The following is a 24597-nucleotide window of genomic DNA, read 5'->3' as shown; positions in this document are numbered from 1 at the left end:
CACAGGTCTTCAAGAACATGCATCCGGTTATGCTTACGCCTTACTGTCCTGTGTTGCACTTGATTTGACAATTGGGGGTTTCAGATTGCTTCAATAATTCTTCATTTGTCATTTTCCATTCTCCTTATTCATGTTAGAATTAAGGGGAAACATACATTCCTGATTATCTGACCTACTACTCGCCAAAGTTAAGTAGGTCTTTTTTGTATGCTCTCCCATTTTTCTTACCTCGTATCCCTACGCTTTCTTCATGCCAACTAACGCTGTAGCAATGCCAAGAAAATAACTGGCAAGAAAACCGACCAACAGTAAACTGACTAAGTTCATAGGATCACCTCCTTAAGTTTATTCTGCCCCCGCACGGTGCAATTTAAATTGTTTTTGAAGCTAAATACTTATCCAGCTCTTTACGTTCAATACGCTTTAGTCTACCAATGCTAGTTACCTTTAATCCGTCATTAATCATCTTGTAGACTGTATTCATGCTGCCAATATTTAGTTCTTCCATTACTTGATGATAAGTTAGCCACTGATTTTTTTCGTTATTCATCTTTGCCACCTCCTACGGTTTTATTAAAGAAACTAAAAACTATATTTGGTTTCTTTAACTAAACTTATGATACATAGTTGTTCATTTGAAGTCAAGTATGTGATACCATTTATTCAGATAGGTTTCTTATAAAAAACTGAAAGAAGGCATTCAAATTGAACCCCATAAGGTCACGCATGCTTGAACTTCATATGTCATTTACGGATTTGCAAAATGATACACAATTATCTAAAGCTACAATTGCCAGGCTCATAAAAAACGATGAAATTCCTGATAATACCAGACTTTCCACACTAAAACTAATCGCTAATTCTATAGAGTGTCCTGTCTCCACTTTATTAGCGCCTGCCGTTACTAACTATTCCATTCTTCCCCCAACTTCTGAAAAAAAGAAGGTTCGTAACGAGATAAGCAGCATAGTCTTTTCCTATATTGTTCCAATCAATTTTGATCTGATTACCAATTCCACGTTTAAAATAGATTTTTTTCAGAATATAAAAAACCAAAATCTGAACAAAATAATAATATCAGTGGAAAAAGATCCAAATTTAGCAATCGGCGGTTTGATTTTGGGAAATCAGCAGCGAACTTTGAGAAGCATATTAAATGAATTGATTATTAACTGTCATTACGAAATGAGCTCTTTTGATAAAAATAATGATATATTTTGCGACTTCAACGCGTTTATTAATTCTGAATTTTCAACACAAGGTACTTTCTCTTTTAATTATTCAAATACCAGCGAGTCCCATTTTTTGCACATATACTTTTAATAATTGTTTTCTTACATAACACTGCCCCCGCACGGTACGTTATGGAGGAAATTATATATGGCAGCAATCAAGAAGTATCAGGACAAGGACGGGAATACCCGTTATCAATTTCAAATATATTTAGGCACTGATCCACTAACTGGTAAGAAAAAAACTACCCGTCGTCGTGGATTCAAGACAAAAAAAGAAGCCCAGATTGTATTATCAAGACTTGAGCTTGATGTTTACAACCATGGACTTCCCACAAAGAATGATAATTCTGTTTTTAGTGACATCTATCAACTCTGGTTTACACAATACCAGCATACCGTTAAAGAAAGCACTTGGGCAACTACCAAACGAATGTTTCGCCTACACATTTTGCCCGTGTTTGGCGAGTACCGCATAGCTCAAATAACCATTAAAGATTGTCAGAAAGCAATCAACCAATGGTTTAACGAGGGATTAGCCAAGTATCATACGCTTATGAACTACGTTGCCAAGGTGCTTGATTATGCCATCAATATTGACTTAATCAGTGAGAACCCTGCAAAACGGGTTATTGTTCCGGTAAATAAGAATGATCGTTCACGCAAAAACTTAGAGAATTATTTTGATAAGTCAGAATTGCAACACTTCTTTGAGTGTCTGAATGATGACGATAATACGCCACAAGCTAGTGTGTTCTTCCGTTTGGCAGCATTTAGCGGTATGCGAAAGTCAGAAATGTTGTGTTTGGAATGGTCAGATATTGATTTTGTTCATCACACCATAAGCGTCAATAAAACACAGTCTCGAGGCGATATGGCTCGTTTACTGGTACAGACACCCAAGACTGCCAGAAGTAATCGAACTGTCTTCATAGACCCTAAAACAGTGCAAATTTTGCAACGGTGGCAATTGGAACAGAAGAAATATCTTATCCGTTTTGGTTTTAACGTAAATCACAGCAACAATTATGTTTTTGCCAATGAGAATAACGAGATGTTTCAGCCATCTAAGCCGCGCAAATGGCTTGAACATACCCTGACTAAATATGATCTAAAGCACGTAACCGTCCATGCATTTCGGCATACCTATGCCACCTTGGCATTTGAAGCTGGTGCTTCGGTTAAATCGGTTCAGGATCAGCTAGGACATTCAAGCTATCGAACGACTTTAGATATTTACACGGCAGTCACTGCAAAACAAAAGAACGAAGCCACTCAAAAACTAGCTAGTTACCTTAATTTCTAGTGTGCCACGTGTTCCAGTAATTGTGCCACCTTGTACACGCTATAGTCGTTGATATAAAGGCAATGTGCCAGCAATTCCACGTGTGCCACGTTAAAACAAACATTTACTAGTATAGGGTAAAGAACGGATTAGTCATTTTCTAGCTTACCTTTTTACGCGACCCAATCTTCAAAAGGCTATCACAGCAGGAATAAGCGTGGCTTACTTGGCTTACCATTTGGCTAACTTTTATTGATAATGAATGACAATCAATGAAACACCTAGGCATAGAAAAAGCCGCTGTCATAAGGGTTTTGACACCCTATGACAACGGCTGATAAGTAGGAATTGGGTATACTGGGCTCGAACCAGTAACTTACGGATTCAGAGTCCGCTGCCTTACCATTTGGCGAATACCCAATAAGACTTCTGTTGCCTGGACAACTATTTAATCTTAACTTGTTCCGCTTTTGGTGTCAACCAGTTTCACCTAAAAAAGCGAATTTTTGCATGAAGTCCCACTTCAATGTAATTTTATGCAAAGAAGGATTGACATTTTTTAGCGAATAGGTTAAATTAGATATTGCTAGTAGGGATTATTGCCCGTTGGTCAAACTGGTTTAAGACGTCGCCCTCTCAAGGCGGAGCTACGGGTTCGAGCCCCGTACGGGCTATCAGTTGTCCACAAACGTTGTATTAACAACGTTTGTGGACTTTTTCTTTGGTCAAATTTTCTGAACACAAAAAATCGGTAAAAGTTCGTGGACTAGACCAATCAAAGGAACTTCAACCGTTCTTTTTTGTCTTATAATTTAGCTGGATCTTTCACCGTTAAGCGATTCAGCTCCTGCTCAAATTCAGCGACACCCTCGCCCGTGACCGCCGACAGCAGGTAAATCTGCTGCACGCCGGCATTTTTCAACTGCCCTCGCGCATAGTCGACCTGCTGCGGCGTTGCCACGTCGATCTTAGAGATGACGCCAATCGTTTGGACCGGAAACATGGTGGTAAAGGCCGGTGGAAAGACTGCCCGCTGATCAAGCCCGCTCTGAATCGCCACAATCAGCTTGGCCCCCGTCGACATGGTCATCAGTGACGGGTACAGGTAGCGGTGCTCAACGAATTCGCCGGGGGTATCGATAATCTCTCCCCGAAACTCTACCGCTTGCGTTTTATCATAGCTAATCTTTTCGTGATGCAGGCGCTGAATCAGGGTGGTCTTGCCACACCCGATGGCACCGACAAACATGGCCTTTCTCATCGCAAACCAACCTCCCTTCACCACATCATAACGCTAATCATACATCGCAATGCCAATCGGGGTCACAAACTGGGGGAAGTCCGGCTTACTTGCCGGCGTTCCCAGTGCCTGACTGAACGTTTTAATGAAGTCCTTAAAGTTAATCGCCCCACCAACCACGATGACGGGCTCCTGTGGTTCACCCTGCGTCGCCGAACGGGTAATCGCCGCCATCTTCTCAACAACTGGTCGAATGGTCGCAAAGACTTCCAGTTCCTTCGTGGTATCGCGCTTAAAAGCCTCCGCTTGGGCCATATCCCAGTGATTGTGCCCCGCCAGGACCATCGTCATATGAGACCCACCCGTCGCTTCATCCGTCACGTAGGTCAATTGATCATCCTTAAGAATACTGATACCCGTGGTGCCACCACCAATATCAACGACCGTGCCATCGGTCAACCGTAAAAACTTGGCCGCTGCCGTGGGTTCATCGACCACCGCACTGCAAGTGAACCCGGCCGACTCAATCACGTTGGCCACGATTTTGGCACTACCCTCACCCGTGCCAGGGGGAATGGCGCCACTAGCGGTCGTCAACGACACACCCAGAATCTCTTCTGCCTGTTGTTTCAACCGCATTAAAATCCGGACGGAATCCATGAAATTAACCACTAAGCCATCACGAACCGCGTGATCATATTCAAAATTTCCATAAAGCACGTTATTGTCATGGTCCAAAACCACCATCACGATGGACGAGGTTCCTAAGTCGACGCCCACCTTTAGCGTTTCCTGGTCCGTCACTGGCCGTGTCGCTTGATCGCCGTTAACGACCTGCGCAAACTGACCAAGTTTTTGGTTCGCCGCCGTGACTAAATCTTGTTTTTCCGCAATCATACTGAACACCTCATCCTCAAGTGGCTTCACTAATGTAGACATAACCGTTGGGCAATTGCCGGGTGCTGCTTGAAGAACGCCTGCGAGTAGCCGCATCCCGCCACAATACTCAGCTCAAACAGTCGCGCCATCACAATTAATTTTAGCATCAACTGACCCGCCAGCCCCTGATGGGCAAAGTCCGGCTCAATTGTGACCCCAGTAATCACTAGCAGGCCCGTGCTCCAATCAAAGGTTGCCTGACCAATGGTTTGCCCCTGCCGCTGTAATTGAACATCATCTGGACCAAAGTCAAACGTTAACGCCGGTTCAGCGCCTTGAACCGCCGCAACCAGCCGTGTCATCGCTAACTTCAAAAACGTGACTGTCTGCGCATCCGTTAGCAGGTCATGCTTGGCAAATAACTGTTCCACGTCGCTAAGATAGATTTCTGAGGGCTGAATGACTTGCATCCCCAGCACCAAGGCTAACTGTTTCAGCTGCTGGTTCGCACTCATCCCCCCTAGCTTACCGGTCGAGACCGAGGCAATTAAAGCGGGTTTCCCCTGCCACAAATTGCCGTCATCAGAAACTGACGCGATATCTAACGCATTTTTTAAACAGCCGGGTATTCCCCGGTTAATTTCCGGTGTGACGATGCAAAAGCCGTCTAAGCGCTTGATCTGTGCCTTGAACGCCTGACAAGTCGCCTGTTCCCGGCCGCTCAGCTGATCATGCCACAGGGGCAGATGTGCCAGTGAAATCGGCTCAACCATGACGGTATTGGGGCCCATCAAGCCTAAATTGCGGGCGACTTTTCGTGCATAGGATTCCGCCCGGAGACTCCCTGCTAATAACCCAATTCGTTTCAAAAGAATCGTGCCTCCTTCACTAGTAAGCCTGGCTCTACAAAAAATTCTCAACAACCTAGGCGCCAAAATACCTAGTCATCGGGAATCTTTTTAAGTCAATTCTGATGTTAAGTATGTTTGCTGTAACCGTCGAATGACTGATGCAGATACCCCCACAAAGTCGACCAGGTAATTACTGATGCTCCCAAATTCACCAGTAATCAAGGTTAAGGCCTGGTCAAAATAATCGGGTGAGGCTATCGATAGGTCGATAACTGAGGACTGAAAATTGGCATTCATTTGATAGTCACGCGCCGCGATGAGTCGCCGCACGACCCTAGCTAAACAGTACTGATTGGTGCGCAAATAATCTTGCTTGATCTGGGAAATGGGCACGCCCAACGCCCCTAACAGGAGTAGCGCACACAGGCCGGTGCGATCCTTGCCGGCGGTACAGTGAAACACCACCGTCTGTGGCTTATCCTGCGTCAACAGGTCAAAGAACTGCCGGTAGGCCTGCCGCGGCTGGGCATTCAGCACCAAGCGTCGATAGACTCGTAGCATTCTGCGGTACCCATTGTGGGCGTCACTCGCATAGAACTGATTGAGTCGTTGAATCGTTTGAACACTCTCAGTCTCATCGTTATCAAACAGCGGGATGTGTGTCAGCTGAATCCATTCGGGTAGCTTATCCGGTGCCTGACGCCACTCCGCCTGGGAACGCGTGTCAATCACCGTTGTCACGCCGTAGGCCACGAGTTTCTCTTGATCAGCCACTGTTAAATTTGCTAGGCTATCCGCCCGCAGCAACCGATGCGTCCGAACGCGCCGGTGGTCAAACGTTTCCAGGCCTCCCAAGTCACGGACGTTCACTGCGCCCGCTAACGGTAATGCTTGTCGTTTCATCATTTCTCACCACACCACTAGGTCCGCGTAATATTGGTGACATCGAATCCCAGTAAGTCTCGCAGCGTGGTCACCACTTGCCGCAACGCCGCCTCAACTTCCGAGACCTCACCGACGATGACGACCGACCCACTAAACCGGTCAATAAATCCCAGTTCCACATTGCTAGATTTAGTGGCAATATCGCCGGCAATAATGGACGTTTCACTGGGCGTAATCGTCAAGATTCCCAACGCATTGCGATCCGTCTGGATACCCAGCTTCACGTAGATATCTGGCGTGGGATTGGCAATAATATGTGCCAACGTCACCTGCTTACCAGGCACATACTCTTGAATTGAACGTGCAATATCGCGAGCCATTCCGTTCACCTTCTCCTAACTATCCAAAACCTTCTCAGTCTCCCGGGCAATCACCAGTTCCTCATTGGTCGGAATGACCAGAACTTTGACGCGACTGTCAGCGGCCGAAATGTCCAGGTCATTGTCCCGGTTCGCCTCGGCATCAATTTTGACGCCCAGGTAACCAAAGGCGGCACAGACCCGTTCACGGATTGGTGCGGAATGCTCGCCCACACCGGCCGTAAAGACCAACGTTTGTAAGCCCCCCAGGTCGGCCGTATAGGCGGCAATGTAGGACTGAATCTGGTGCACGTAGATCTGTAAAGCCAACTTAGCGCGGTCGTTGCCGTCAGCCTCTGCCTGTAAGACATCCCGAACATCATTGGACACACCGGAAATCCCTAGTAATCCCGATTGATGGTTCAGCAGCTGGCGAATATCGTCAGCGCTAAAGTTCTCTTTCTCCGCGATAAATGGCAGAACGTTAGGATCCACGTCCCCGGAACGGGTGCCCATCACCAGGCCAGCCAGTGGCGTGAACCCCATCGAGGTGTTCACCGACTTGCCGTCCCGAATGGCACAAACACTGGCCCCGTTGCCCAAGTGACAGGAAATGATTTTCCGCGAAAAGTCTTGGTCGTAGCGCCGGTTAACCTCGCTATAGATGTACTGGTGAGACTGTCCATGGAAGCCGTACCGCCGAATCCCATACTTAGCATAATATTCAAATGGCAGCGCATACATATAAGCCTTTGGCGGAATCGTACTGTGGAAAGATGTATCGAATACCGCGACTTCACTGGCACTTGGCAACAGCTTCTCAAACGCTTCAATCCCCAATAAATTAACCGGATTATGCAGTGGCGAAATCGTTGCCAAATCCGCAATTTTTTGTTGGACAACTGGCGTGATCTTGGTGGTTTGCGTGTATTCACGGCCACCGTGGGCCACCCGATGGCCGATGCCAACAATCTCTTGCTTATCGCGAACCGCTCCACTGTCCAACAGGGCATCCGTGACGAGTTGGACAGCCTCGGTATGGTTTTGAACCGCTTGGGCCTTTTTGTAGTGCGTTCCCTGATAATCATAAGTGAAGACGGCATCAGAATGGCCGATGCGATCAACCAAGCCACTCATAATAACGGTCTCTGCTGGCATGGCGTACAATTTAAATTTCAGCGAGGAGCTCCCCGCATTAACGGATAAAATCTTTGGCATACGTCATCTTTCCTTCTATCATCAACTGACTTACCGAATCACTTTGCGGTAAATCGCCTTTAAATCCTCATCAGTTGGCACAACCGGGTTCCCGACAAAGGTTGCGTCTAATTTGGCATCATCCACGACCACTTGCATCTTGGCTTCGGCGTCCTTAGCATCGACGCCAAATGCCCGCAAGGTCTGGGGACAATCCATCTGGAGCATCATCTGCCGGATGCGTGACAGCAAGCGTTGAATCGCTAACCGATCACTCAAGCCACGAGAGGCTAACCCCGCCTTGCGAATGGCCTCGGCATATTTATGCAGTGCGAGCTCGGAATGCGCCGCGTTGTACGCCACCACGTGTGGCAGCAACATAGCGCAGGCTAAACCGTGGGGTACATGGAAATTAGCACCCAATTGATGGGCCATGGCGTGACAGAAGCCTAATCCCGCATTGGTGAAGGCCATCCCGGCCGCACACGAAATCTCGTGGACCGTCTGGCGTTTGGCGACATCGTCCCCGTGCTGATAACAATCGACCAGATCATGGGTGATGACGTCAATGCCCTTCTCGGCAAAGGCATCCGTAATCGTGTTAGCGCCCTTGGAAACCAAGGCTTCCAGCGAGTGGGTCAAGACATCCAGCCCGGAGTAAGCGGTGACACTTTTCGGCGCCGTCATGACCAACTGGGGGTCTAGCAACGCCACATCCGGTGTCAGATAAGGCTCACTCAGTGGCACCTTCGTGTGGTTCTCGGTATCCGAAACGACTGCGATGTTGGTCACTTCTGACCCCGTCCCGCTGGTCGTTGGAATGGCGATAAACGCTTTGAGCTGCGTCTGATTGATCTTTTCACCGAAGAAGCGAATGGCCTTGCCGGTATCAATCGCTGAGCCCCCGCCAATCCCAATCATCACATCGGGTTTGACCTGATTAAACTGGGCGACCCCAGCCATAATCGTTTTCAACGGTGGATCGGGCTTAACGTCTGAGAAGATGCTGACTTGGTTAGACTGGTTAATTCGCTGTTGAATCCCCTTTAACGTGGGGGTTCCTGGCAAAAAGGCATCGCAGACCATTAAGATACTTTTACCAGACAGCTGTTTCAGCCAATCAAGGCTATCTGTTCCGGAAAAAATCTTGGTTGGAATTTGAAATTCTTCCATGGTCTAAACCTCCCAGTTTCTCAGTGAAAATCCTTCGGGGCTCGTGAACCGACGACGGCGCGTAAAGGTCTTGGTCGTTGTGGTCCCTTCACCGGTTGGCGTCGCAATCGTAAAGGCTGCGGCACCCGTGTAGTAGCCGTTATCGCCAACCCCGGTTGCAGCAAACGTTGGACCGTTGGCCACAAAGATCGAGGTGTTCATCCGGTGAGCTGCCTGATTGATGTGTGGCAAGTTCTCGGAATGAATTGAGGCCGTGTGGTGGTTGCCACCTTCGACTTCGACCGCCGTTTGTAATGCGGTTTTAAAGTCTGGGCAGCAAACAACTGGCAAAATTGGCATTAACATTTCGGTCGTAACCAAGGGGTGATCCTTCTTGGCTTCAAAGGTAATCACTTTCGGCTTACCCGTGTAAGGAATCTTGGCCGCGTCGAGAATCACGGTGGCATCCTTCCCAATGTAGGTCCGGCTTGGCGTGCCGTTCTCTTGGATCGTCATCTTGGTTAACGTGGCAATCTGGTCGGCATCTTTGATTAAGAAGGCCCCGGCCGTCTGCATCTTCTGGATCAAGTCATCCTTGACACTGGCTTCCACGACAACTTCCTTTTCAGCAGTACACAAGATGTTATTGTCGAAGGCACACGAGGTGACCACATCATGGGCAGCCAAATCCAGGTTGGCCGTTTCATCGACGATGGCTGGTGGATTCCCAGCACCGGCACCGACCGCCTTTTTCCCGCTGATCAACGCCTGATGGACCACCGCTGGGCCACCGGTAACCGCGAGCATGGCAATGTCTGGATGCTTCATCATTTCTTGGACGGACTCGATTGAAGGCACGTCCAGGGAAACGACCATGTTCTTCATCCCCGTTGCCTTTTCCACATACTTATTAAGATGTTCGATCATCCAACGCGTAATGTTCTTAGCACCCGGGTGGGCCCCGAAGAATAAGGTATTCCCGCCGGAGAGCATCATGATCGAGTTGTTGATCACCGTTTCGCCAGGGTTCGTGCTTGGACCCACGACCCCGATGACGCCAAATGGCGTGTACTCGTACATGGTCATCCCGCCGTCACCCGTTTGGACCTCAGGATCCAGCATCTCAACGCCAGGCGTGTTGTACAGCGCATCCTTCAGCTTGGTTTCCTTCGCCTCAACGGTTCCCATGCCGGTCTCATCCCAAATCGCCTGAGCAATTTCCTTCAGGTGGGGACCAAAACCGTCTTGAATCGCCTTAATGACCTTTTTCCGGAAGGCTAAGGGCTTGTCCGCATAGGCAACTTGGGTCTGCTTAGCGGCGGCAATCGCGGCATCGACCGTTTGAAAAATCCCGTTGCCTAATCCCTCCGGTTGGGCCAGCTGTGGTGACGGTTCGGCATCAGTGGACGCCTGCTTCGCTAATTCTTGGTGTAAAATCTCTCTGATTTTTGTCTCTAACTCATCGGTCTGCATATCTTCGTCACACTTCCTTTAAAAATTCCCGAATGGCCGCTTCACAGATGGCTTGGTCTTCCTCGACCAGGCCACCGCTGACCCCGATTGCCCCAATGATCTTGTCATCGATCACAATTGGGATGCCACCCGGAAACGACACCAATTTGCCATCAAGCATCGTTTCCATTTGATACAGGGGGCCGCCCGGCTGAATATCACGACTAATGTCTTTGGTAGGCTCTTCCATGGCGATTGCCGACCACGCCTTCTTCGGCGCCAACAGCGAACCCACTAGATTACCATTCGGCATGTGATACAGCATTTGGACGATCCGTGCTTGATTCATTAAGCAAATGGTGACGCCAACACCCAGGTCGTCCGCTTTGGCAACCGCCGCGTCAATCACGCGCTCCATCTTTTTGCGCTCAAACGGTTGGGCGGCATCCTGCTTAGACAGGACATCCTTCACAATCTGATTTAGCTGTTGTGCATCCATCCTATTGATCTCCCTTCACTGCTTGGCAGTAGCGTTTGATGACTTGATCTTCAATAGCGCGCAGCTGATGTTCGTGATCCTCTGAGCGGGCAATGATGTAGAAGAAGTCTGATAACCGATTGACATACTTTTCAATCTCCGGTCGGACAAAGTGCGTCTGCATGAACTTAACTAACAACCGCTCTGCTCGGCGACAAACCGTCCGGCAAACATGTAACTGGGCGCCGGCCGTACTTGACCCCGGCAGAATGAAACTGTCGACGGCTGGTAGACTGGCGGTATATTCATCAATGACGTGTTCCAAGAACTGAATGTCTTCCTCGGTAATCATGCGGCTGTTCTGCTGGAAGGTGGTTGCGTGCTGGGTGGCTAGCTCTCCTTGCAGAAAGAACATATGATACTCGACCCACTGCAGCCATTCGACATTCTTGGGGACCTGACAGAACTTGTCGGCCAGGCTCACGTTCGCGTTCAGTTCATCAAAGGTGCCGTAGACCTCAACTTGTAATGAATCTTTTGAAACCCGTTGCCCATCGTACAAACTCGTCAACCCTTTGTCGCCGCCTTTAGTATAAATTGGCATGACAATCACCTCCCACCGTTAAACATCCACGCTGTCGATGATGCCCACGATTGAACAGTCGTTCACATCATTCGGCACATTGTTCACCGTCGCGTGCCGTGCACCAGCACCACGAGCCAGTAAGACCCGCTCACCGATCCCGGCACCAACCATATCGGCCGCAACTTCCTCGGAGCGCATCGCCTTGCCGTCCGCGTTAATGGGTTGGACGATCATTAACTTGCGGCCGACCAGCGAGGCGTCCTTTTGCGTCGCAACGACGCTACCAATTACTTTTGCCATATACAATCTTCATCAGTCCTTACCTGCTTCGTGATGTGCTTTTGGGCCATCGCAGTCACAGCCTCAACCGTCAACCGTTGCTTGGGCGAGACGATCAGAATCGCTTGATCCGGTAACGCCGCAATCTCCGCCCGGCCAATGCTGCTCTGGTAATAGGCCTTAATGACCTGCGCGGATCCGACCTCAAAGGTAACTGGCCAATCCCGCAGCATTTTGAGCGGGATAAAATTGATTAGATTGCGATTAAGTTGAAACGTAAAGTGTACATCGTAACTCATTCCCTTCAGCAACCAGGCAACCCAGGCATTCGCTTCGTTAACTTGGTACAAATTTAACAGCAAGTCAATCGTCATGCCCTGTAGCGTGACCTGACCAAAATCAATCAGGAGTCGTTCGCTGGGAACTGGCGCTTGTTCCGCATAAGGAATCGCTTTCATTTTGGTTTGGCGCTCTTGAATTCGTTTAAGTACCTCGGCAATCACCCGATCCATTCACCGTCACCAACTTTCATGCTTAAAATGTTGACTGAACTTTCGGAATGATGTGCGCAACCGTGGTCGACTGAACGTTCGCGGCACTAGCTTCGTCCGTGTCGAGATGCATTTCCAGCGTAAAGTCTTTCCGTGGCCGGGCAATCACATCATCGTAAATGGTTCGACGACCCGCTGAGTTGATTTCAACCGTCACGGTATCCCCCAACTTAACACCAAACCGTTGGGCATCCGTTAAACTCATGTGAATGTGGCGTTTGGCCACAATCACACCCTGAACGGTCACCTCACCAGCCGCTGTGCGTAGCTTAACCGATGGTGTCCCCGCCAGATCACCCGACAGCCGAATGGGCGCCGGGACACCTAGCTTAAAGGTTTCAGAATTTGCGATTTCAACCTGTGAATGCGACCGGCACGGGCCTAAGACCCGCACGTGCGCCAAGGTTCCCTTGGGGCCAACCACATCACACGTTTGCTTCGAGGCAAATTCTCCGGGCTGCTTCAGTTGCTTAAATTTTTCCATCTTTTGTCCTGGAAATAATTTATCGAAGTCCGCTTGAGTTAAGTGAATATGGTGGTTGGAAATGCCAATTGGAATCGCATTTGGATCGGCGACTGCGCTGGCACATTCAGTCACAATTTGGCGAACTAAAGTCCGTAAGTTTTCTTCAGTCAATTCCATAAGTTATCATCCAATCTCTTCAGCTTATTTACCGCTTGGTAAAATACCTTCAACTTCAGAATGTGGACGAGGAATGACGTAGGAACTGACGATTTCACCGACATTGCCCCCAGCTTGCACACCTGCATCCACTGCGGCTTTAACGGCACCCACGTCACCACGAACCATGACCGTGACCAGTCCACTCCCGATCTTTTCTTGCCCAATCATGGAAACATTGGCAGCTTTGACCATGGCATCCGCTGCTTCAATCGAAGCAACTAAGCCTCTAGTTTCAATCATTCCAAGTGCATTGTTCATCATTCATTCCTCCTAATTTTGCTGCCTGGCGCCAAACTCTCATCGAGGTTAGCTTTCAGGTTTGTTCTTTGGTTGCGACTTGTTGGTTGCTGGTCGCTTAGTCGTTGGCTTGCGACTCGGTTTGCGACGACTGACCGGCTTCTTGGTGGCCGGCTTGGTGGTCGTTGGCTTTGTGGTCGTTGGTGTTGCCTTAGCCTTGGTCGTTTGCACGGCCGGGACCTGTGGCTTCTTAACGGCCGGGGCCGTCTCAACCTTCTGCGTCGTTACCGGTTTCTTGGGCTGAGCAACGGCGTCTCCGGACTCACTTTCTGGCAAGTCGTTGTTAAACGCATCCGTCTGCCCCAATTCAGGAACACCTTCGGCTGGGTTGGCCAAGACGGTGGTGCTAACGACATTCACCCGACTGTCGGCCGTTCCAGCGTCAATCGCGGCTTCAACCGCAGCGACATCCCCCGTCACGGAAACGGTAATGTACCCACCGGTCGCGTTCTCAATGTTCTTAATGCCTACCGAAGCGGCCTTTAACATGTGATCCGCCACCATAATGGCATCGGTGAGTCCAATCACCTCAACGTATCCAATTGCTTCCATTTTGTTCACCTACCTTACAGCTTAAATGGCACGCCTTTCACTAACCGGGCAGCATTGGCACCGATGATTCTGATGGCCTTGGCCGTGGTCACATCCTCTGTAAAGAGCGGGGCGTCCGGTGCCAGATTCTTGTAATGAACCACGATCTGGTCGTGACTGTAGGCAATGCCTACCGACAACCGTGAGGCAACCGCGGCATCATAAGCCCGTGTGACCAGGTCTGGCGACGTCTGATCAGAACTCGTTAGAAATAGAAAAGGAATCTGTTCCTCTTCTATTCCCAACAACAACGGCTGCAACCGTTCCGGTAAGGTGGTGCCATCCTCTGGTAGGAGGGCAATGTCGATTGCTGGACGATCTAGATCTTCAGCCATGGTCATTGTCGCCTACTTTCATCAGCGTACGAGAGAATCAGTCCTGTTGCGACGGCGTTCCGGGGACCTTCAATGCCCCGAATGTTCCCCCGTCCGGCAACCAAGTCATAGTGCGACAGCTCATCGGTGACCAATCCCGGAATTTCAAAGTCAAGGGCTGAGCCACCCACGATAACCACAAACGGGATATCGCGAATGTTACCCGTTGGACTGACGTGGCGTAAGGCCCGGAGCGCATTGGTGACAAACACCCGCTTCTTAGCCGTCTGCCGAATCAGCTTGATTTTTTCAATGCTTAAATTCCCCGGAATCGGTTCATAACCTTCGGGCTTCAAGACCACGACCCGGGCAAACAATTCTGCGGGCAATGGATCCTCGAAGAACTGAACCGAACCATCCTCGTGCCGCAGTTGAAAGAGGTTCTCAACCTTGGCCAGCGGATAACGTTTGATATCTTCTGCCAGGTAAATGTTGTCTAGCCCTAACTCGGAGTTGATGATCATCGTGACCATATCACCGGCACCGGCTAAATGAATGGCAACCTTCTGATTCTGTTTGTTCACAATGGACGCATCGGTCGAGCCGGCACCCAAATCAAGGATGGCCAGCGGCTTGGTCGTTCCGGGCGTCGTTAACGCCCCCAGAATGGCCGACTCCGCTTCGGCGCCCCCAATTTCAACGGGGATCCGGAGTTCCTTCTTGATTAAGTCAGCAATCAATTGCATTTGCAAATGATCTGATTTAACCATCGCGGCAATCCCGACCGCCTGTTCCATTGAGAATTCACCGGCTAACCCGCCCCGTACCTTGACGGGCACGGACGTGTTCACCGCCAGCAAGTCTTGAATGGCAATGTCCTTGTTCGTCTTGCCAGTTAAATCAGCCATGGTTTGACGAACCTTTTCGAGCATCCCACCCACGTTGGTGCCGGCTTCACCAGTGATATCATCGATTTGATCAAAGACGTTGATCTTATCCATAATGCTTTGCGCACCCGTCGCCACGTTTACTTTTTGGTGTCCCTTGTTCCCGGCAATGGTAATCGCCCCAGCTGGGATGACCCGCGCCTTAACATCACCCTTAGGCGTCTTGATCACGACAGCCGACCGGTTACCAATCAGTGCCCGCGAAACCGGCACGATGTTCTTCGTTTCTTCCGAGCTCAAATTAAACAACGTAGCAATCCCGTATGGGTTGGACAATTGCGAAATCACTTGCCCTTGCGGTGCAACTTCAACCGCGGCCAGCATATGACGTGGCACCTTATCGATCCGAGCGACTTCATCGACGATCGGTAACTTCGTTGTTAACCGATTATCAACCAAGACCCCATCATCGCTTTGAAGAATCGCCGCCGTAATATGGTAGCCGTTAGCAGTATAGGCATTGATCAGCTGGGCAACATCCGCAAAGTCCATCTCTTTTGACACGATCACGATATAAGAACGCTGTTTATCCGTCTGCTCTCGCAAATGTAGTAAATCAACCGTGTAACCAGAACCAGTTCCCACACCACCAGGAGTTCCCGGGTTATGCCCAATCATCGTTGATTCGGTAATCACCGTTTCCGTAATGGTTTCCATGGCAACATCGCCAATCACTGGTGTGGCTTCGTTGATGCGAATCAAATCAACATCCTTTAAGTCCGTCTTCGTGGTCGCAATCACGCGATGAATCGCATCCTTAACCCCAATCAGATTCTTCTTCGTTCCCTTAATTCCCGTTGTTGGCGCAATTCCAGAACCAAGAAAGTTCACCTTGCCATCTGTTGACACATCCGCTAAAGCAACTTCAGTCGAGGAATTACCAATGTCTACACCAATCACACGTGTCATGCTAAAACCCCTACCTTTGTCTAATTGTCACCCTTCAGCTTATTGTGCTTTTCGTAGTTGGTTGCGGCTTCCTTGAACCAGTTGGAGCAAATGGGTGCATGGTACTTGTCTGCCAGTTCATCGGCAATGTCTAACAGGTCCTGCTTGGAAGACCGGTATGGCCGCAGAGCCCCGTACATTTCAAGCAACCGGTCATCTGGCACACCGGTCAATTCAGCTGCTCGCTGGAAGTTGTTTTGAATCTGTGAACGACCGGCTTCGGCAGCGATTTTCCCTTGCATTCTTAACGTTGATGGGGCAATCCGTAATTCTTTCGAATCAACCTTGCCATCCACGATGTCTTGGAACGTAATCGCTTTCAATTCCTTGCCAGATGGTGACTTAACTAAGTCTGGGTGCTTCTTGAACAATGGGAAGTCCTTGGCCGTCAAATCAGGATCAGCACTAGTCGTGTCTTGAGCTGGTGCCTTAGTCGCTGTCCCACCGTTGCCGTTTAACTCTTTCATAATTTTGGCAACTAAATCGTCTACTTCACTACTCATCAATACTGCCTCCAATCACGTACTTGTTAATTAAAGTTCACATCAATTTCTTCAGCTGGTTTACCAACCACAACCTGCTTCGTTTCTTTAATGTGCATCAAAGCTGCCAGTGCTTGGTAACGCGGCCGAGCCATTTGATCATTAACCGTTGGGACTGGGCTTGGGGACATACCTTTGGCATACTGAGCCGCGTTCTTCCCGATTGCCCGGAACGTATCCAGCGTCAGCACAGGTGCTTGTGGGAACAATTCCAAGTTATTCAGCGGATCTTGGTCCTTTTGGTGAATAATGGTCGTCCCTTTGGATTGCACCGCAATGGCGATTCCGGAACCGGAAAGCTTGTCGGCTTCGGCTGAGATAAAGGAAACGTCTGAGGTCCGGTAAACCTTCATGACCCGGGCCTTTAAGCCTTCTTCTTCAATTCCGGCAATCAGTTGCCGCAAGACATCCTTGTGTGATTGCTTGATGATAGTTTGGGTCATGACCGTTGCAAATGCAGGTCCAACGGCAATGACGACTTCATTCTTAGAACGTCCTGGCTTCGCAACGCCCATTGGCTTGAACCAATCGACACTGCTTTCTTGACTGGGGCCGTCCGTTGCAACTTCTCCGCCCTTAAATGAAATTGGGGTATCAGCGCTCTTCATTTCTCCAAGAACATCGCGCACGATGCTCTTGAGTAAAGTTTCATCAATTTCCTGACTCACTGAACTTACCTCCTTACCTGATACTAGAAGTCAACTTTTTGAGGATCCAAGGCCCAAGGAATATCCTTGATCTTCTGCCACTGGTCCTTGTTTTCCCAAACACGGTAGCCAGTTCCTGGACCCATGTAATCGTTGTTATCGTTGATCGCAGAAACACAGTTCCAATCCTTGTCGAAGATGGCAGAGGTTTGCAGGTAGTCCCCACAGATCTTTTGCTGAGCCAACTTGAAGACGGCTTGGGCCGTATCGTCAATGCCATGGTCATCCAACGCCTTGATGATGTCGGAAACCGTGACGCCACGATCCATCAGGTCTTGCGCTGCCTTGATATCCTGGGTCATGTCACGCTTTGGCATATCGTCTGACGTGCTCCCATAGGTGGCAGCTTCAACTTCTTCATCAGTGATTTCTGGTAATCCTAAACCATCGAAGACCGCTTGAACCGCTTTGGCAGCCTTTTGACGAATCTTGATAGCTTGATCTTCAGTGATTGGCAAAATCCCACCGTCAACCGCTAAGTCACGTTCCATGGATTCGTAGTCATCGTAATCCAAGACATCCATGTTGGAACCTGCGAAGGTGTTGTCAGAGTTTTCTTCACCGGCATAACCAGAAGAAATGTAGTCAGTCCCGGCGATGAATTGACCTAACATCCGTTCAGTCCGACGAATATCAGAGTGTGAGAACGTTTGGTCGTTACTGGAAGCACATTCCAGATCCATCATCATGCACATCAGGTTTTCACCTAAGACTTCACGCAAACCACTTGGAACCGCACTAGGAACCCCGATACAACTAACACTCCCGTTTTGCAGGCCTTGAACACCAGAAGCCTTCGTGATGTAAATGCAACGAGATTCAAGGTAGAGCATGGATTTCCCTTCGGTGTAGCCCATCAGCACTTCAGAACCAGAACCGGAACTGAACCGCATCTTCAGGCCACGTGAAGCATAGCAGGAAGCCAAGAAGCCTTTGGACCAAGGCGTATCGTCACCATCAGTGAAGACTTTGTCGGTCCCGTAAACGGAAATCGTTTCAGCATAGGCCGTGAAACCACGCATCCCTAATCCCAGTTCAACCGCTTCTTCAACGGAGCATTGGGTGATAACCCCGGGACGACCAGCTTGAGCCCCGACCATCAATGAAATCGCATTTAATGGGGCGTAACGAGCAACCGCCGTGGTCGTTTCAAGTTCAGGGAAGCCACGCAAAGCAGCTTCGGCACCATCGGCCGCAATTTCTGCTGGGTTATCCAACGTGTTCGTAATATGTGCTTGGGTAAATGGTGTCCGCCGTGGACGCATTTTTTGAACCGCCATGATCATTTCAGCGAAGTTCAATTGATTGATAACATCGGAAGCTTTGGCTGGCGTCAATGCCGTCGTGACCTTGGCAACTTCGGAACGAGAAACGTTGGGGTCAATCAGCATCTTCGCAATGGATTGTGAGGACATTGCGTTAGCCTTTTCAGCATTGGCAATGTTAATCCCATATTCAGCGATGTACTGGTCAATTAAGTCAAAGTCTTCACGCTTCTTACCATCGAGTTCGGTAATGACACCGTTTTCAACTTTGAGACTTGGATCTGGGTCGTTCTTGCTGTGCATCGCAACCAGACCTTCATCGTCCCATTCTTTAACAAATCCGTCCAAATGTACTGGACGCTTCTCAAGCTTTTCAAATCGTTTTTGCCGCTTCAATTAAAATCATCCTCCCAACTACTTAATGTATGATGGAAAATCATTGACTGGCTTATCGCCTAATTCGGCTAATAATTTCAAACCAACTTCACGTCCGGCCATGACAGCTTGACGAACGGCACCTGATTCACCACTAATGTGAACCATCCCTTCGTTTGAGAAGCTCGTTCCGTGACCTGGTGACGCGAATGATAACACGTTGACGGAAGCTGTTTTGACAGCTGTATCGGCCATCACAACACCAATTCCGGCAGGCGCCCCACAAATCAGGCCGTAAGCCTTACCTTCAGGCGCACCGAAGGCAAAGTTGCAGGCACCTGAAGCCCGGGCAGTGAATTGGAATTCCAAATGTCCGGCAGCGGAATTATAAACATCCCCGAACGTCCGGCTCAAATTATCCAACGCCACGTTGATTGCCTGACGGGCATCCGATGGGTCATTACCACCGACAATGATCAAGGAACCATGGCCAGCGCCACCCTTGGTATCCCGGGGTAATTCAACGTCAATAACTTCGGTATTCGTTTGCTTAACCGCTTCATCAATTGCCATGATGTGAGGGCCCGCACCAGAACGGGCACTCAGAATCCCCAAAACGGGGTACTTCTTGGATACATGTAATTGATCAAGTAATAATGGATCAACACTTGGAATCACCATCCCAATGGTGTCCCCGATTTCTCGGGTCCCGACAAACTCAGGAACGACACTCGTTGAGTTCAAAAGGTCCTTGGTTTCCATTTTCTTTCCTCCCAACGAACTCATTGCTTCCTTAGGATCGATATTGATACCGCGCTTCAAAAGTTCTTGAACAACTTTCTGAATCACTTCATTATTTTCTGCCATCTTTATCAACCACTAATCCTTATTTGGCTGCGTCAGTTGCTTGCTTAGGTAACAGCTTCTCAACATCCGTGTGTGGACGTGGAATGACGTAGTTGGAAACAACTTCGCCAATGTTTTCGGCTGCTGAAACACCTGCGTCAACAGATGCCTTAACCGCACCAACATCTCCACGAACCATTACCGTGACTAACCCGTGACCAATCTTTTCTTGGCCAACCAAGGATACATTGGCAGCTTTAACCATCGCATCGGCTGCTTCGATTGAAGCGACTAACCCTTGGGTTTCAATCATTCCTAATGCTTCTTGTTCCATAAGGTGAGACCTCCCATAAAGTATAGAATCAAGCCGCTTCAATTCGGTTTGAAGCCGCCTGTTATTCTTAAAACACCTTCATTATAGAGAAGTCGACCGTCATTATCTTAATGAACAAATTCACAAAGTATGCAATAATTCACTGATAAAAGGTAAGTTTTTTCCAAAAAGACAAGAATGAAACAAAATTGTAAGCGCCTTCTTGCATTTTCTTGATAACGCGTTTAAAATTACCCATAGATAAGATTCCACTAATGTCATTTTCAAAACTTGGATACCTTCGGAAGGAAGATTGCTATGCCTACTAGTACTCCCGTCACTATCAATTACTCTGGACTATCTGATTCAATTCAATTATTTTCAAAAATCAGTCAAATAAGGACCTCCTTTTATGACTTCAGCGATACGCTATTAAAAGATGGTCACGTTTATCACGGGATAAGTGAGGTTGAACACAATCTCATCTTGAAGGATTCGGCAATCACCCTCCTGTTTCCGGTAATTGCTGCCGACAATATCATCGGTTTTGTCATCTGTGACGCGACCGGGGTCTCCCAAGAACGTGCCCACCTGGCCAAGACTTACATAGAGAGCATCTCCAACGATACTTTAGGAAAGTTACTGCATACCCACATAAAGATTCTCAACCCACTCAGTGCCCATAGCGTCTCTCAGATGAGAAAATTTGCTCTGTTGTTCAAACCAACCCTCAATCGGATTGATCAACAGCCGGCCACCAATTGCACGCATCCCCTGACCATCAAGAAGACCTCGAGCATTGATGACATTCTGGCCTACGTGCAAAGCAATATTCGTAATCCGATTTCCCTGGAATCAGTCTCACAGAACGTTTTCCTCTCGCCATCCTATCTCAGTCGGATTTTTAAGCGGTACCTTCACGTGAATTTCATCGACTATGTCAACTACCAACGGGTCGCCATCGCTTGCAAATACTTAATGCTCACCAACAATAAAGTCAGCGTCATTTCCAGACAAGTCGGTTGTGCCCAGAATAGTTATTTCTCCAAAGTCTTTAAACGCGCAACAGGCATGTCCCCCCTGGCCTACCGTCGAAGTCACGCCGCCGTGCAAAAAGTCTTGACCATTCCCCGTGACTTAACTTGGAACGATCAAGACACCATCTTTGATATTTCACGCCGCTACTTTAAGCAATTAAACTGTGACTTCTCCATGCAGACCACAAACGGCTTTCCTTATGTCAACCAAATTGGGTCCTTAACGGATTCGGGGTCGCGGGGCTGGCTCTACACGGTTAACTGCCAGCAACCCACGCAGGCATCCAGCGATATTGTCAGTGCCAATAACGCGGTGATTCAATGGATCTATACGAGTCGCGTCTCGTAAATTATGTTCGGGTTCAGCCGCTTAATCCGTAATTTAGCCAAATTAAAAACTATCCACCGGTAAGTAACTGCCGATGGATAGTTTTCTGTCTGTCTAACCTAATTACATCAAAGAGCAACCTTAATGGCTGCCGCAATCGTGCCACCCAGCAGTGGGCCACACATTGGTACCCAGGCATACCACCATTCACCACTACCACCATTTGGCACTGGTAAAATCGTGTACGCCAGCCGTGGACCCCAGTCACGGGCTGGGTTAATCGCGAAGCCCGTGGTCGTCCCGAGACCAGTCCCAATAACCAGAATCAACGTCCCAACGATAAAGGGTTTCAGCCCTTGGGTAAAGTTCCCTAAGTTCAGCAGAACAAAGACAAACCCAAAGGTCGCAACCGTTTCAGAAATAAAATTATAGAATGGCGATTTAATCGCTGGCCGCGTTGCAAAGATTCCAACCGTGTTGCCTTCTGCTTCACCCTTGCTGGCTTTGAAGTGGGGGGCAAATTGCAGGATAACGATTGCCGCACCCACAAAGGCACCGAGAAATTGACCGGCTAAGTAAGGCAAAACATGTGACCAGGGAAAGAGGCCAAACAGGGCAAATGGAATCGTGACGGCTGGATTCAAATGTCCATCTGACCCCAATGCGCCGGCCACATAGACCCCCATCGTCACGGCCAATCCCCAGGAAGTGCAGACAAACAGCCAACTTGATCCCTTAGCATAGGACTTATTCAGGTTCAACCCAGCACCCGTGCCGGCTCCGAGCAGGATTAAAACCATGGTCCCAAAAAACTCACCGATAAATCCATTCAAAATTGACACCCACCTTTTCTAAGTATTACCATTTTTACTGGCAATCCTATCTTAGCAAAGGCGAGCGGTAGAATTTTATGCTGTTCACCTTTGAACAAGTGAACGCGGCTAAAATTTGCTATTTCTTAGCCACAACCAGCGACGAAAATTTCTGCTTGCATTATCGAACGTTTGTTCGTATAATGCTATTTGAGGTGATGATCATGGAACAACGCGCATTCAACGGAAAAATACTGGCTGACCCGAAAGTCCTCAAGCTCAGTCCCCTACTCATCTTTGCTAAGGTTGCCGACGAGGCCGGTAACGTTCACAACTGCTTGATTCACCAGCACGGGCTGAATTTCCTGTACCAGGCCACGTCCGGGGCACGGGTTGCTCTTTATGGGCATCTGAACCAACGTAAACAATTTGTCGTCACCCACTTTACTGTGATGGCCAGCTCGGCTTCTGTGGCTTCTTAATTTAAGAGCACTAATACAAAAAGCATCTGAGTGTTTGCCCCCTAAAATGGGACGAACAGTCAGGTGCTTTTTATTAGGAGCCCAAACTAAACCTTCTAGATTTAGCGTTCCATAAGGGTTATCCCCCGACTTAAGGGAACTTTTGTGTAGAAAGACTGCAGTCGGGGACCATCCCCATTCACCATCAGCTCACAAGCCAACAGCCCCCATTGCCACTTCCTCTGGAGGTGAAAGTGGCAATGGCCTTACGACTTACTTCTGTGCGCCGTATGCGTTGCCATAGTTGTAGCCTTTAGGGTTCGTTTGCTTAGCCAGTTGCTTACTGGTGTAGTAGTACGGGATATCAACGGGTAACGAAGACAAATGCTTATCATGAAGCACCTTAACCTTCTTGCCATTCACCTTAGCCGTGACGACCTTGTAGCTTGAAAGGGCATCCTTAGCCGTCATGGCACGCTTAGTAGTGTTCCAGCCGCCCATTTTAGTCGACTTCCCGGCCTTATAGGCAAAAATCCAGCTATCTTTACCCTTTGGCAATTTCTTAGCAGGGTTGTATTGGTGGAGCACGTATTTATCAGTGCTTGCCTTCGTGGTTCCCCACCCTGCCCATTTCATGGTTAAGTTCTTAGCGGTAAAGGTCAGCTTACTGTACGTGAACTTCCCATTATCGTTCTTTTCATAGTGGTACCAAGTACGCCGTAACGACTTAGGGAACGCCTTCAATGACTTCTTAGCCGTGGCGTCAGCCGTCACGCCTGGTGTGGCAACCACGACTGCGGCGCCCAGGGTCGTGGCGACCATCACTGCACTGACGAGTTTCATTAATTTCATTTTGTTTTTGCTCCTTTACATGTGGCCAAACTAATCCTAGAAGATGACAACGATACTAGTTCAAGTCACCAACGGCCGTGCTCAAAGCTTGAGAAAAAGTTTCCATAGTTGAGTTAACCTCATCAAGGTTATCAGTAATGGGTTCCAAATTATCTAACTGCTTAGCCATAGCGTCTAAGTTTGACCGCTGAGATCCGGAGAAACGATTCTTAAATACGCCATATACATCCATTAAGGAATCTTTATCTTTAGTAGCAGCTTTCACGTCATCAGCACGTGATTTAAATGAATTGGACTCCCAATTGTCTTTAATTGAACCAGCTAAATCTTCATAACTTCTGCTGTAAGGCTTAGCTTGACTATCAGAACTAGCATGCATCAGTGCAGCCAAGTAAGCCGTATAGGTATTATTCAGCCGCTTTTGCTTGTTAAACGGTGCCTTCCCAGAACGCAGGTACTTCTTGTAGATCCAACCAGACTTGCTGCCAGACTTAATGTAGGCCAGCGTCCCCTTCTTACCGTGGTTCTTGATGACGGCCTTCTTGGTGGCGGTCCAGGTGGTGTAGCGGTACTTGCTCATCTTGTACTTGCGGTGTGTTAATTTGGCACTGCTGTAAATGTTCCCCATGCTTCCGTGATAGGTCTTGTGGGCAACCTTACTGGTCGACAACACCTTGACCTTGCTCTTCGCGCTGGCTGGCGTCGTCAAACTTGGGGCAACTAACACAATACTCAGGGCAGCTAGCAGCCCCGTTTTCATTAATTTATTCATGACCCCAATTGTCAAATCAAGTGCAACACAGGACAGTAAGGCGTAAGCATAACCGGATGCATGTTCTTGAAGACCTGTG

Annotated in this window: 29 protein-coding genes, 2 tRNA genes and 1 pseudogene; 5 read left to right on the top strand and 27 right to left on the bottom strand. The window is 48.6% G+C overall.

The window, feature by feature from the left end; translation table 11 throughout:
• Window positions 1-370: 370 nt before the first annotated feature.
• Window positions 371-550, bottom strand: a complete 180-nt coding sequence (locus JUF13_RS13535; protein WP_125766214.1) for a helix-turn-helix domain-containing protein — start codon at window positions 548-550, stop codon at window positions 371-373.
• Window positions 551-726: 176 nt separating this feature from the next.
• On the opposite strand from JUF13_RS13535, the gene JUF13_RS13530 reads away from it, so the two are divergent.
• Window positions 727-1323, top strand: a complete 597-nt coding sequence (locus tag JUF13_RS13530; protein ID WP_223876643.1) for a helix-turn-helix domain-containing protein — start codon at window positions 727-729, stop codon at window positions 1321-1323.
• A 57-nt stretch (window positions 1324-1380) separates the two neighbouring features.
• Entirely contained in the window at window positions 1381-2538 is a 1158-nt protein-coding gene (locus JUF13_RS13525) for a site-specific integrase (RefSeq protein ID WP_203640106.1), read from the top strand.
• 327 nt (window positions 2539-2865) lie between these two features.
• Here JUF13_RS13525 and JUF13_RS13520 read toward each other — a convergent pair.
• A tRNA-Gln gene (locus JUF13_RS13520) sits at window positions 2866-2937 on the bottom strand.
• Window positions 2938-3118: 181 nt separating this feature from the next.
• Here JUF13_RS13520 and JUF13_RS13515 point away from each other — a divergent pair.
• A tRNA-Glu gene (locus JUF13_RS13515) sits at window positions 3119-3191 on the top strand.
• A 131-nt stretch (window positions 3192-3322) separates the two neighbouring features.
• Here the strand turns inward: JUF13_RS13515 and JUF13_RS13510 are convergent.
• The 22 genes from JUF13_RS13510 to JUF13_RS13405 all read right to left on the bottom strand — a co-directional run bounded on the left by JUF13_RS13510 (window position 3323) and on the right by JUF13_RS13405 (window position 20277).
• Window positions 3323-3778 carry a EutP/PduV family microcompartment system protein gene (locus JUF13_RS13510; RefSeq protein ID WP_203640105.1) on the bottom strand — a complete coding sequence of 152 codons (456 nt, stop codon included), beginning with the start codon at window positions 3776-3778 and terminating at the stop codon, window positions 3323-3325.
• A 33-nt stretch (window positions 3779-3811) separates the two neighbouring features.
• Window positions 3812-4654 carry an ethanolamine utilization protein EutJ gene (eutJ, locus tag JUF13_RS13505; RefSeq protein ID WP_203640104.1) on the bottom strand — a complete coding sequence of 281 codons (843 nt, stop codon included), beginning with the start codon at window positions 4652-4654 and terminating at the stop codon, window positions 3812-3814.
• 29 nt (window positions 4655-4683) lie between these two features.
• A complete protein-coding gene (locus tag JUF13_RS13500) occupies window positions 4684-5505 on the bottom strand; it encodes an NAD(P)H-dependent oxidoreductase (RefSeq protein WP_203640103.1) in 822 nt (273 codons plus the stop codon).
• A 90-nt stretch (window positions 5506-5595) separates the two neighbouring features.
• Entirely contained in the window at window positions 5596-6393 is a 798-nt protein-coding gene (locus JUF13_RS13495) for a tyrosine-protein phosphatase (RefSeq protein ID WP_203640102.1), read from the bottom strand.
• Between the two features lie 14 nt (window positions 6394-6407).
• On the bottom strand, window positions 6408-6752 hold the full coding sequence (locus JUF13_RS13490) for a BMC domain-containing protein (RefSeq protein WP_125766220.1): 345 nt from the start codon (window positions 6750-6752) through the stop codon (window positions 6408-6410).
• Window positions 6753-6767: 15 nt separating this feature from the next.
• Window positions 6768-7949 (bottom strand): acetate/propionate family kinase, encoded by a 1182-nt coding sequence (locus JUF13_RS13485; RefSeq protein WP_203640101.1) that lies wholly within the window; start codon window positions 7947-7949, stop codon window positions 6768-6770.
• A 30-nt stretch (window positions 7950-7979) separates the two neighbouring features.
• Window positions 7980-9101 carry a 1-propanol dehydrogenase PduQ gene (locus tag JUF13_RS13480; RefSeq protein ID WP_203640100.1) on the bottom strand — a complete coding sequence of 374 codons (1122 nt, stop codon included), beginning with the start codon at window positions 9099-9101 and terminating at the stop codon, window positions 7980-7982.
• Window positions 9102-9104: 3 nt separating this feature from the next.
• The gene (locus JUF13_RS13475) at window positions 9105-10553 is read right to left on the bottom strand and encodes an aldehyde dehydrogenase family protein (protein ID WP_203640099.1); all 1449 of its coding nucleotides are present in this window, start codon (window positions 10551-10553) and stop codon (window positions 9105-9107) included.
• 7 nt (window positions 10554-10560) lie between these two features.
• On the bottom strand, window positions 10561-11031 hold the full coding sequence (locus JUF13_RS13470) for a GlcG/HbpS family heme-binding protein (protein ID WP_203640098.1): 471 nt from the start codon (window positions 11029-11031) through the stop codon (window positions 10561-10563).
• Window position 11032: 1 nt separating this feature from the next.
• Window positions 11033-11614: a cob(I)yrinic acid a,c-diamide adenosyltransferase gene (locus JUF13_RS13465; RefSeq protein WP_203640097.1), complete on the bottom strand. Its 582-nt coding sequence runs from the start codon at window positions 11612-11614 to the stop codon at window positions 11033-11035.
• An 18-nt stretch (window positions 11615-11632) separates the two neighbouring features.
• Entirely contained in the window at window positions 11633-11902 is a 270-nt protein-coding gene (locus tag JUF13_RS13460) for a EutN/CcmL family microcompartment protein (protein ID WP_125766226.1), read from the bottom strand.
• A complete protein-coding gene (gene pduM / locus JUF13_RS13455) occupies window positions 11884-12387 on the bottom strand; it encodes a PduM family microcompartment protein (RefSeq protein WP_203640096.1) in 504 nt (167 codons plus the stop codon). The genes JUF13_RS13460 and pduM overlap by 19 nt, the downstream gene beginning before the upstream one ends.
• 22 nt (window positions 12388-12409) lie before the next feature.
• A complete protein-coding gene (locus JUF13_RS13450) occupies window positions 12410-13063 on the bottom strand; it encodes a phosphate propanoyltransferase (RefSeq protein WP_203640107.1) in 654 nt (217 codons plus the stop codon).
• A gap of 30 nt (window positions 13064-13093) precedes the next feature.
• Window positions 13094-13369 (bottom strand): BMC domain-containing protein, encoded by a 276-nt coding sequence (locus JUF13_RS13445; protein WP_125766228.1) that lies wholly within the window; start codon window positions 13367-13369, stop codon window positions 13094-13096.
• Window positions 13370-13417: 48 nt separating this feature from the next.
• Complete coding sequence (locus JUF13_RS13440; protein WP_203640095.1) at window positions 13418-13960, bottom strand: BMC domain-containing protein; 543 nt, start codon at window positions 13958-13960, stop codon at window positions 13418-13420.
• A gap of 14 nt (window positions 13961-13974) precedes the next feature.
• Window positions 13975-14334 (bottom strand): glycerol dehydratase reactivase beta/small subunit family protein, encoded by a 360-nt coding sequence (locus JUF13_RS13435; RefSeq protein ID WP_203640094.1) that lies wholly within the window; start codon window positions 14332-14334, stop codon window positions 13975-13977.
• Between the two features lie 2 nt (window positions 14335-14336).
• The gene (locus JUF13_RS13430; protein WP_203640093.1) at window positions 14337-16169 is read right to left on the bottom strand and encodes a diol dehydratase reactivase subunit alpha; all 1833 of its coding nucleotides are present in this window, start codon (window positions 16167-16169) and stop codon (window positions 14337-14339) included.
• A gap of 20 nt (window positions 16170-16189) precedes the next feature.
• Window positions 16190-16711, bottom strand: a complete 522-nt coding sequence (locus JUF13_RS13425) for a diol dehydratase small subunit (RefSeq protein WP_125766232.1) — start codon at window positions 16709-16711, stop codon at window positions 16190-16192.
• 26 nt (window positions 16712-16737) lie between these two features.
• Window positions 16738-17418, bottom strand: coding sequence for a propanediol/glycerol family dehydratase medium subunit (locus JUF13_RS13420; RefSeq protein ID WP_203640092.1), 681 nt, complete (start codon window positions 17416-17418; stop codon window positions 16738-16740).
• A gap of 23 nt (window positions 17419-17441) precedes the next feature.
• Complete coding sequence (locus tag JUF13_RS13415; RefSeq protein ID WP_125766234.1) at window positions 17442-19118, bottom strand: propanediol/glycerol family dehydratase large subunit; 1677 nt, start codon at window positions 19116-19118, stop codon at window positions 17442-17444.
• Between the two features lie 18 nt (window positions 19119-19136).
• Complete coding sequence (gene pduB / locus JUF13_RS13410; protein ID WP_125766235.1) at window positions 19137-19964, bottom strand: propanediol utilization microcompartment protein PduB; 828 nt, start codon at window positions 19962-19964, stop codon at window positions 19137-19139.
• 19 nt (window positions 19965-19983) lie between these two features.
• Window positions 19984-20277 (bottom strand): BMC domain-containing protein, encoded by a 294-nt coding sequence (locus JUF13_RS13405; protein ID WP_203640091.1) that lies wholly within the window; start codon window positions 20275-20277, stop codon window positions 19984-19986.
• Window positions 20278-20574: 297 nt separating this feature from the next.
• On the opposite strand from JUF13_RS13405, the gene JUF13_RS13400 reads away from it, so the two are divergent.
• Window positions 20575-21642 (top strand): helix-turn-helix domain-containing protein, encoded by a 1068-nt coding sequence (locus JUF13_RS13400; protein WP_203640090.1) that lies wholly within the window; start codon window positions 20575-20577, stop codon window positions 21640-21642.
• A gap of 107 nt (window positions 21643-21749) precedes the next feature.
• Here the strand turns inward: JUF13_RS13400 and JUF13_RS13395 are convergent, their stop codons facing one another.
• Window positions 21750-22454, bottom strand: coding sequence for an MIP/aquaporin family protein (locus JUF13_RS13395; protein ID WP_125765622.1), 705 nt, complete (start codon window positions 22452-22454; stop codon window positions 21750-21752).
• Between the two features lie 203 nt (window positions 22455-22657).
• Here JUF13_RS13395 and JUF13_RS13390 point away from each other — a divergent pair, with 203 nt between their 5' ends.
• Window positions 22658-22915, top strand: a complete 258-nt coding sequence (locus JUF13_RS13390) for a hypothetical protein (protein ID WP_203640089.1) — start codon at window positions 22658-22660, stop codon at window positions 22913-22915.
• Window positions 22916-23167: 252 nt separating this feature from the next.
• Here JUF13_RS13390 and JUF13_RS13385 read toward each other — a convergent pair whose 3' ends face one another.
• Both JUF13_RS13385 and JUF13_RS13380 read right to left on the bottom strand, forming a co-directional pair.
• Window positions 23168-23746, bottom strand: a complete 579-nt coding sequence (locus tag JUF13_RS13385; protein WP_203640088.1) for a hypothetical protein — start codon at window positions 23744-23746, stop codon at window positions 23168-23170.
• 55 nt (window positions 23747-23801) lie between these two features.
• A pseudogene (locus JUF13_RS13380) lies at window positions 23802-24597 on the bottom strand (hypothetical protein); the annotation flags it as partial.

Origin of the sequence: Levilactobacillus wangkuiensis (assembly GCF_016861605.1) — a bacterium.
In the GTDB taxonomy this organism is placed as follows: Bacteria; Bacillota; Bacilli; order Lactobacillales; family Lactobacillaceae; genus Levilactobacillus; species Levilactobacillus wangkuiensis.
This window is presented reverse-complemented; position numbering and strand designations above follow the sequence as displayed.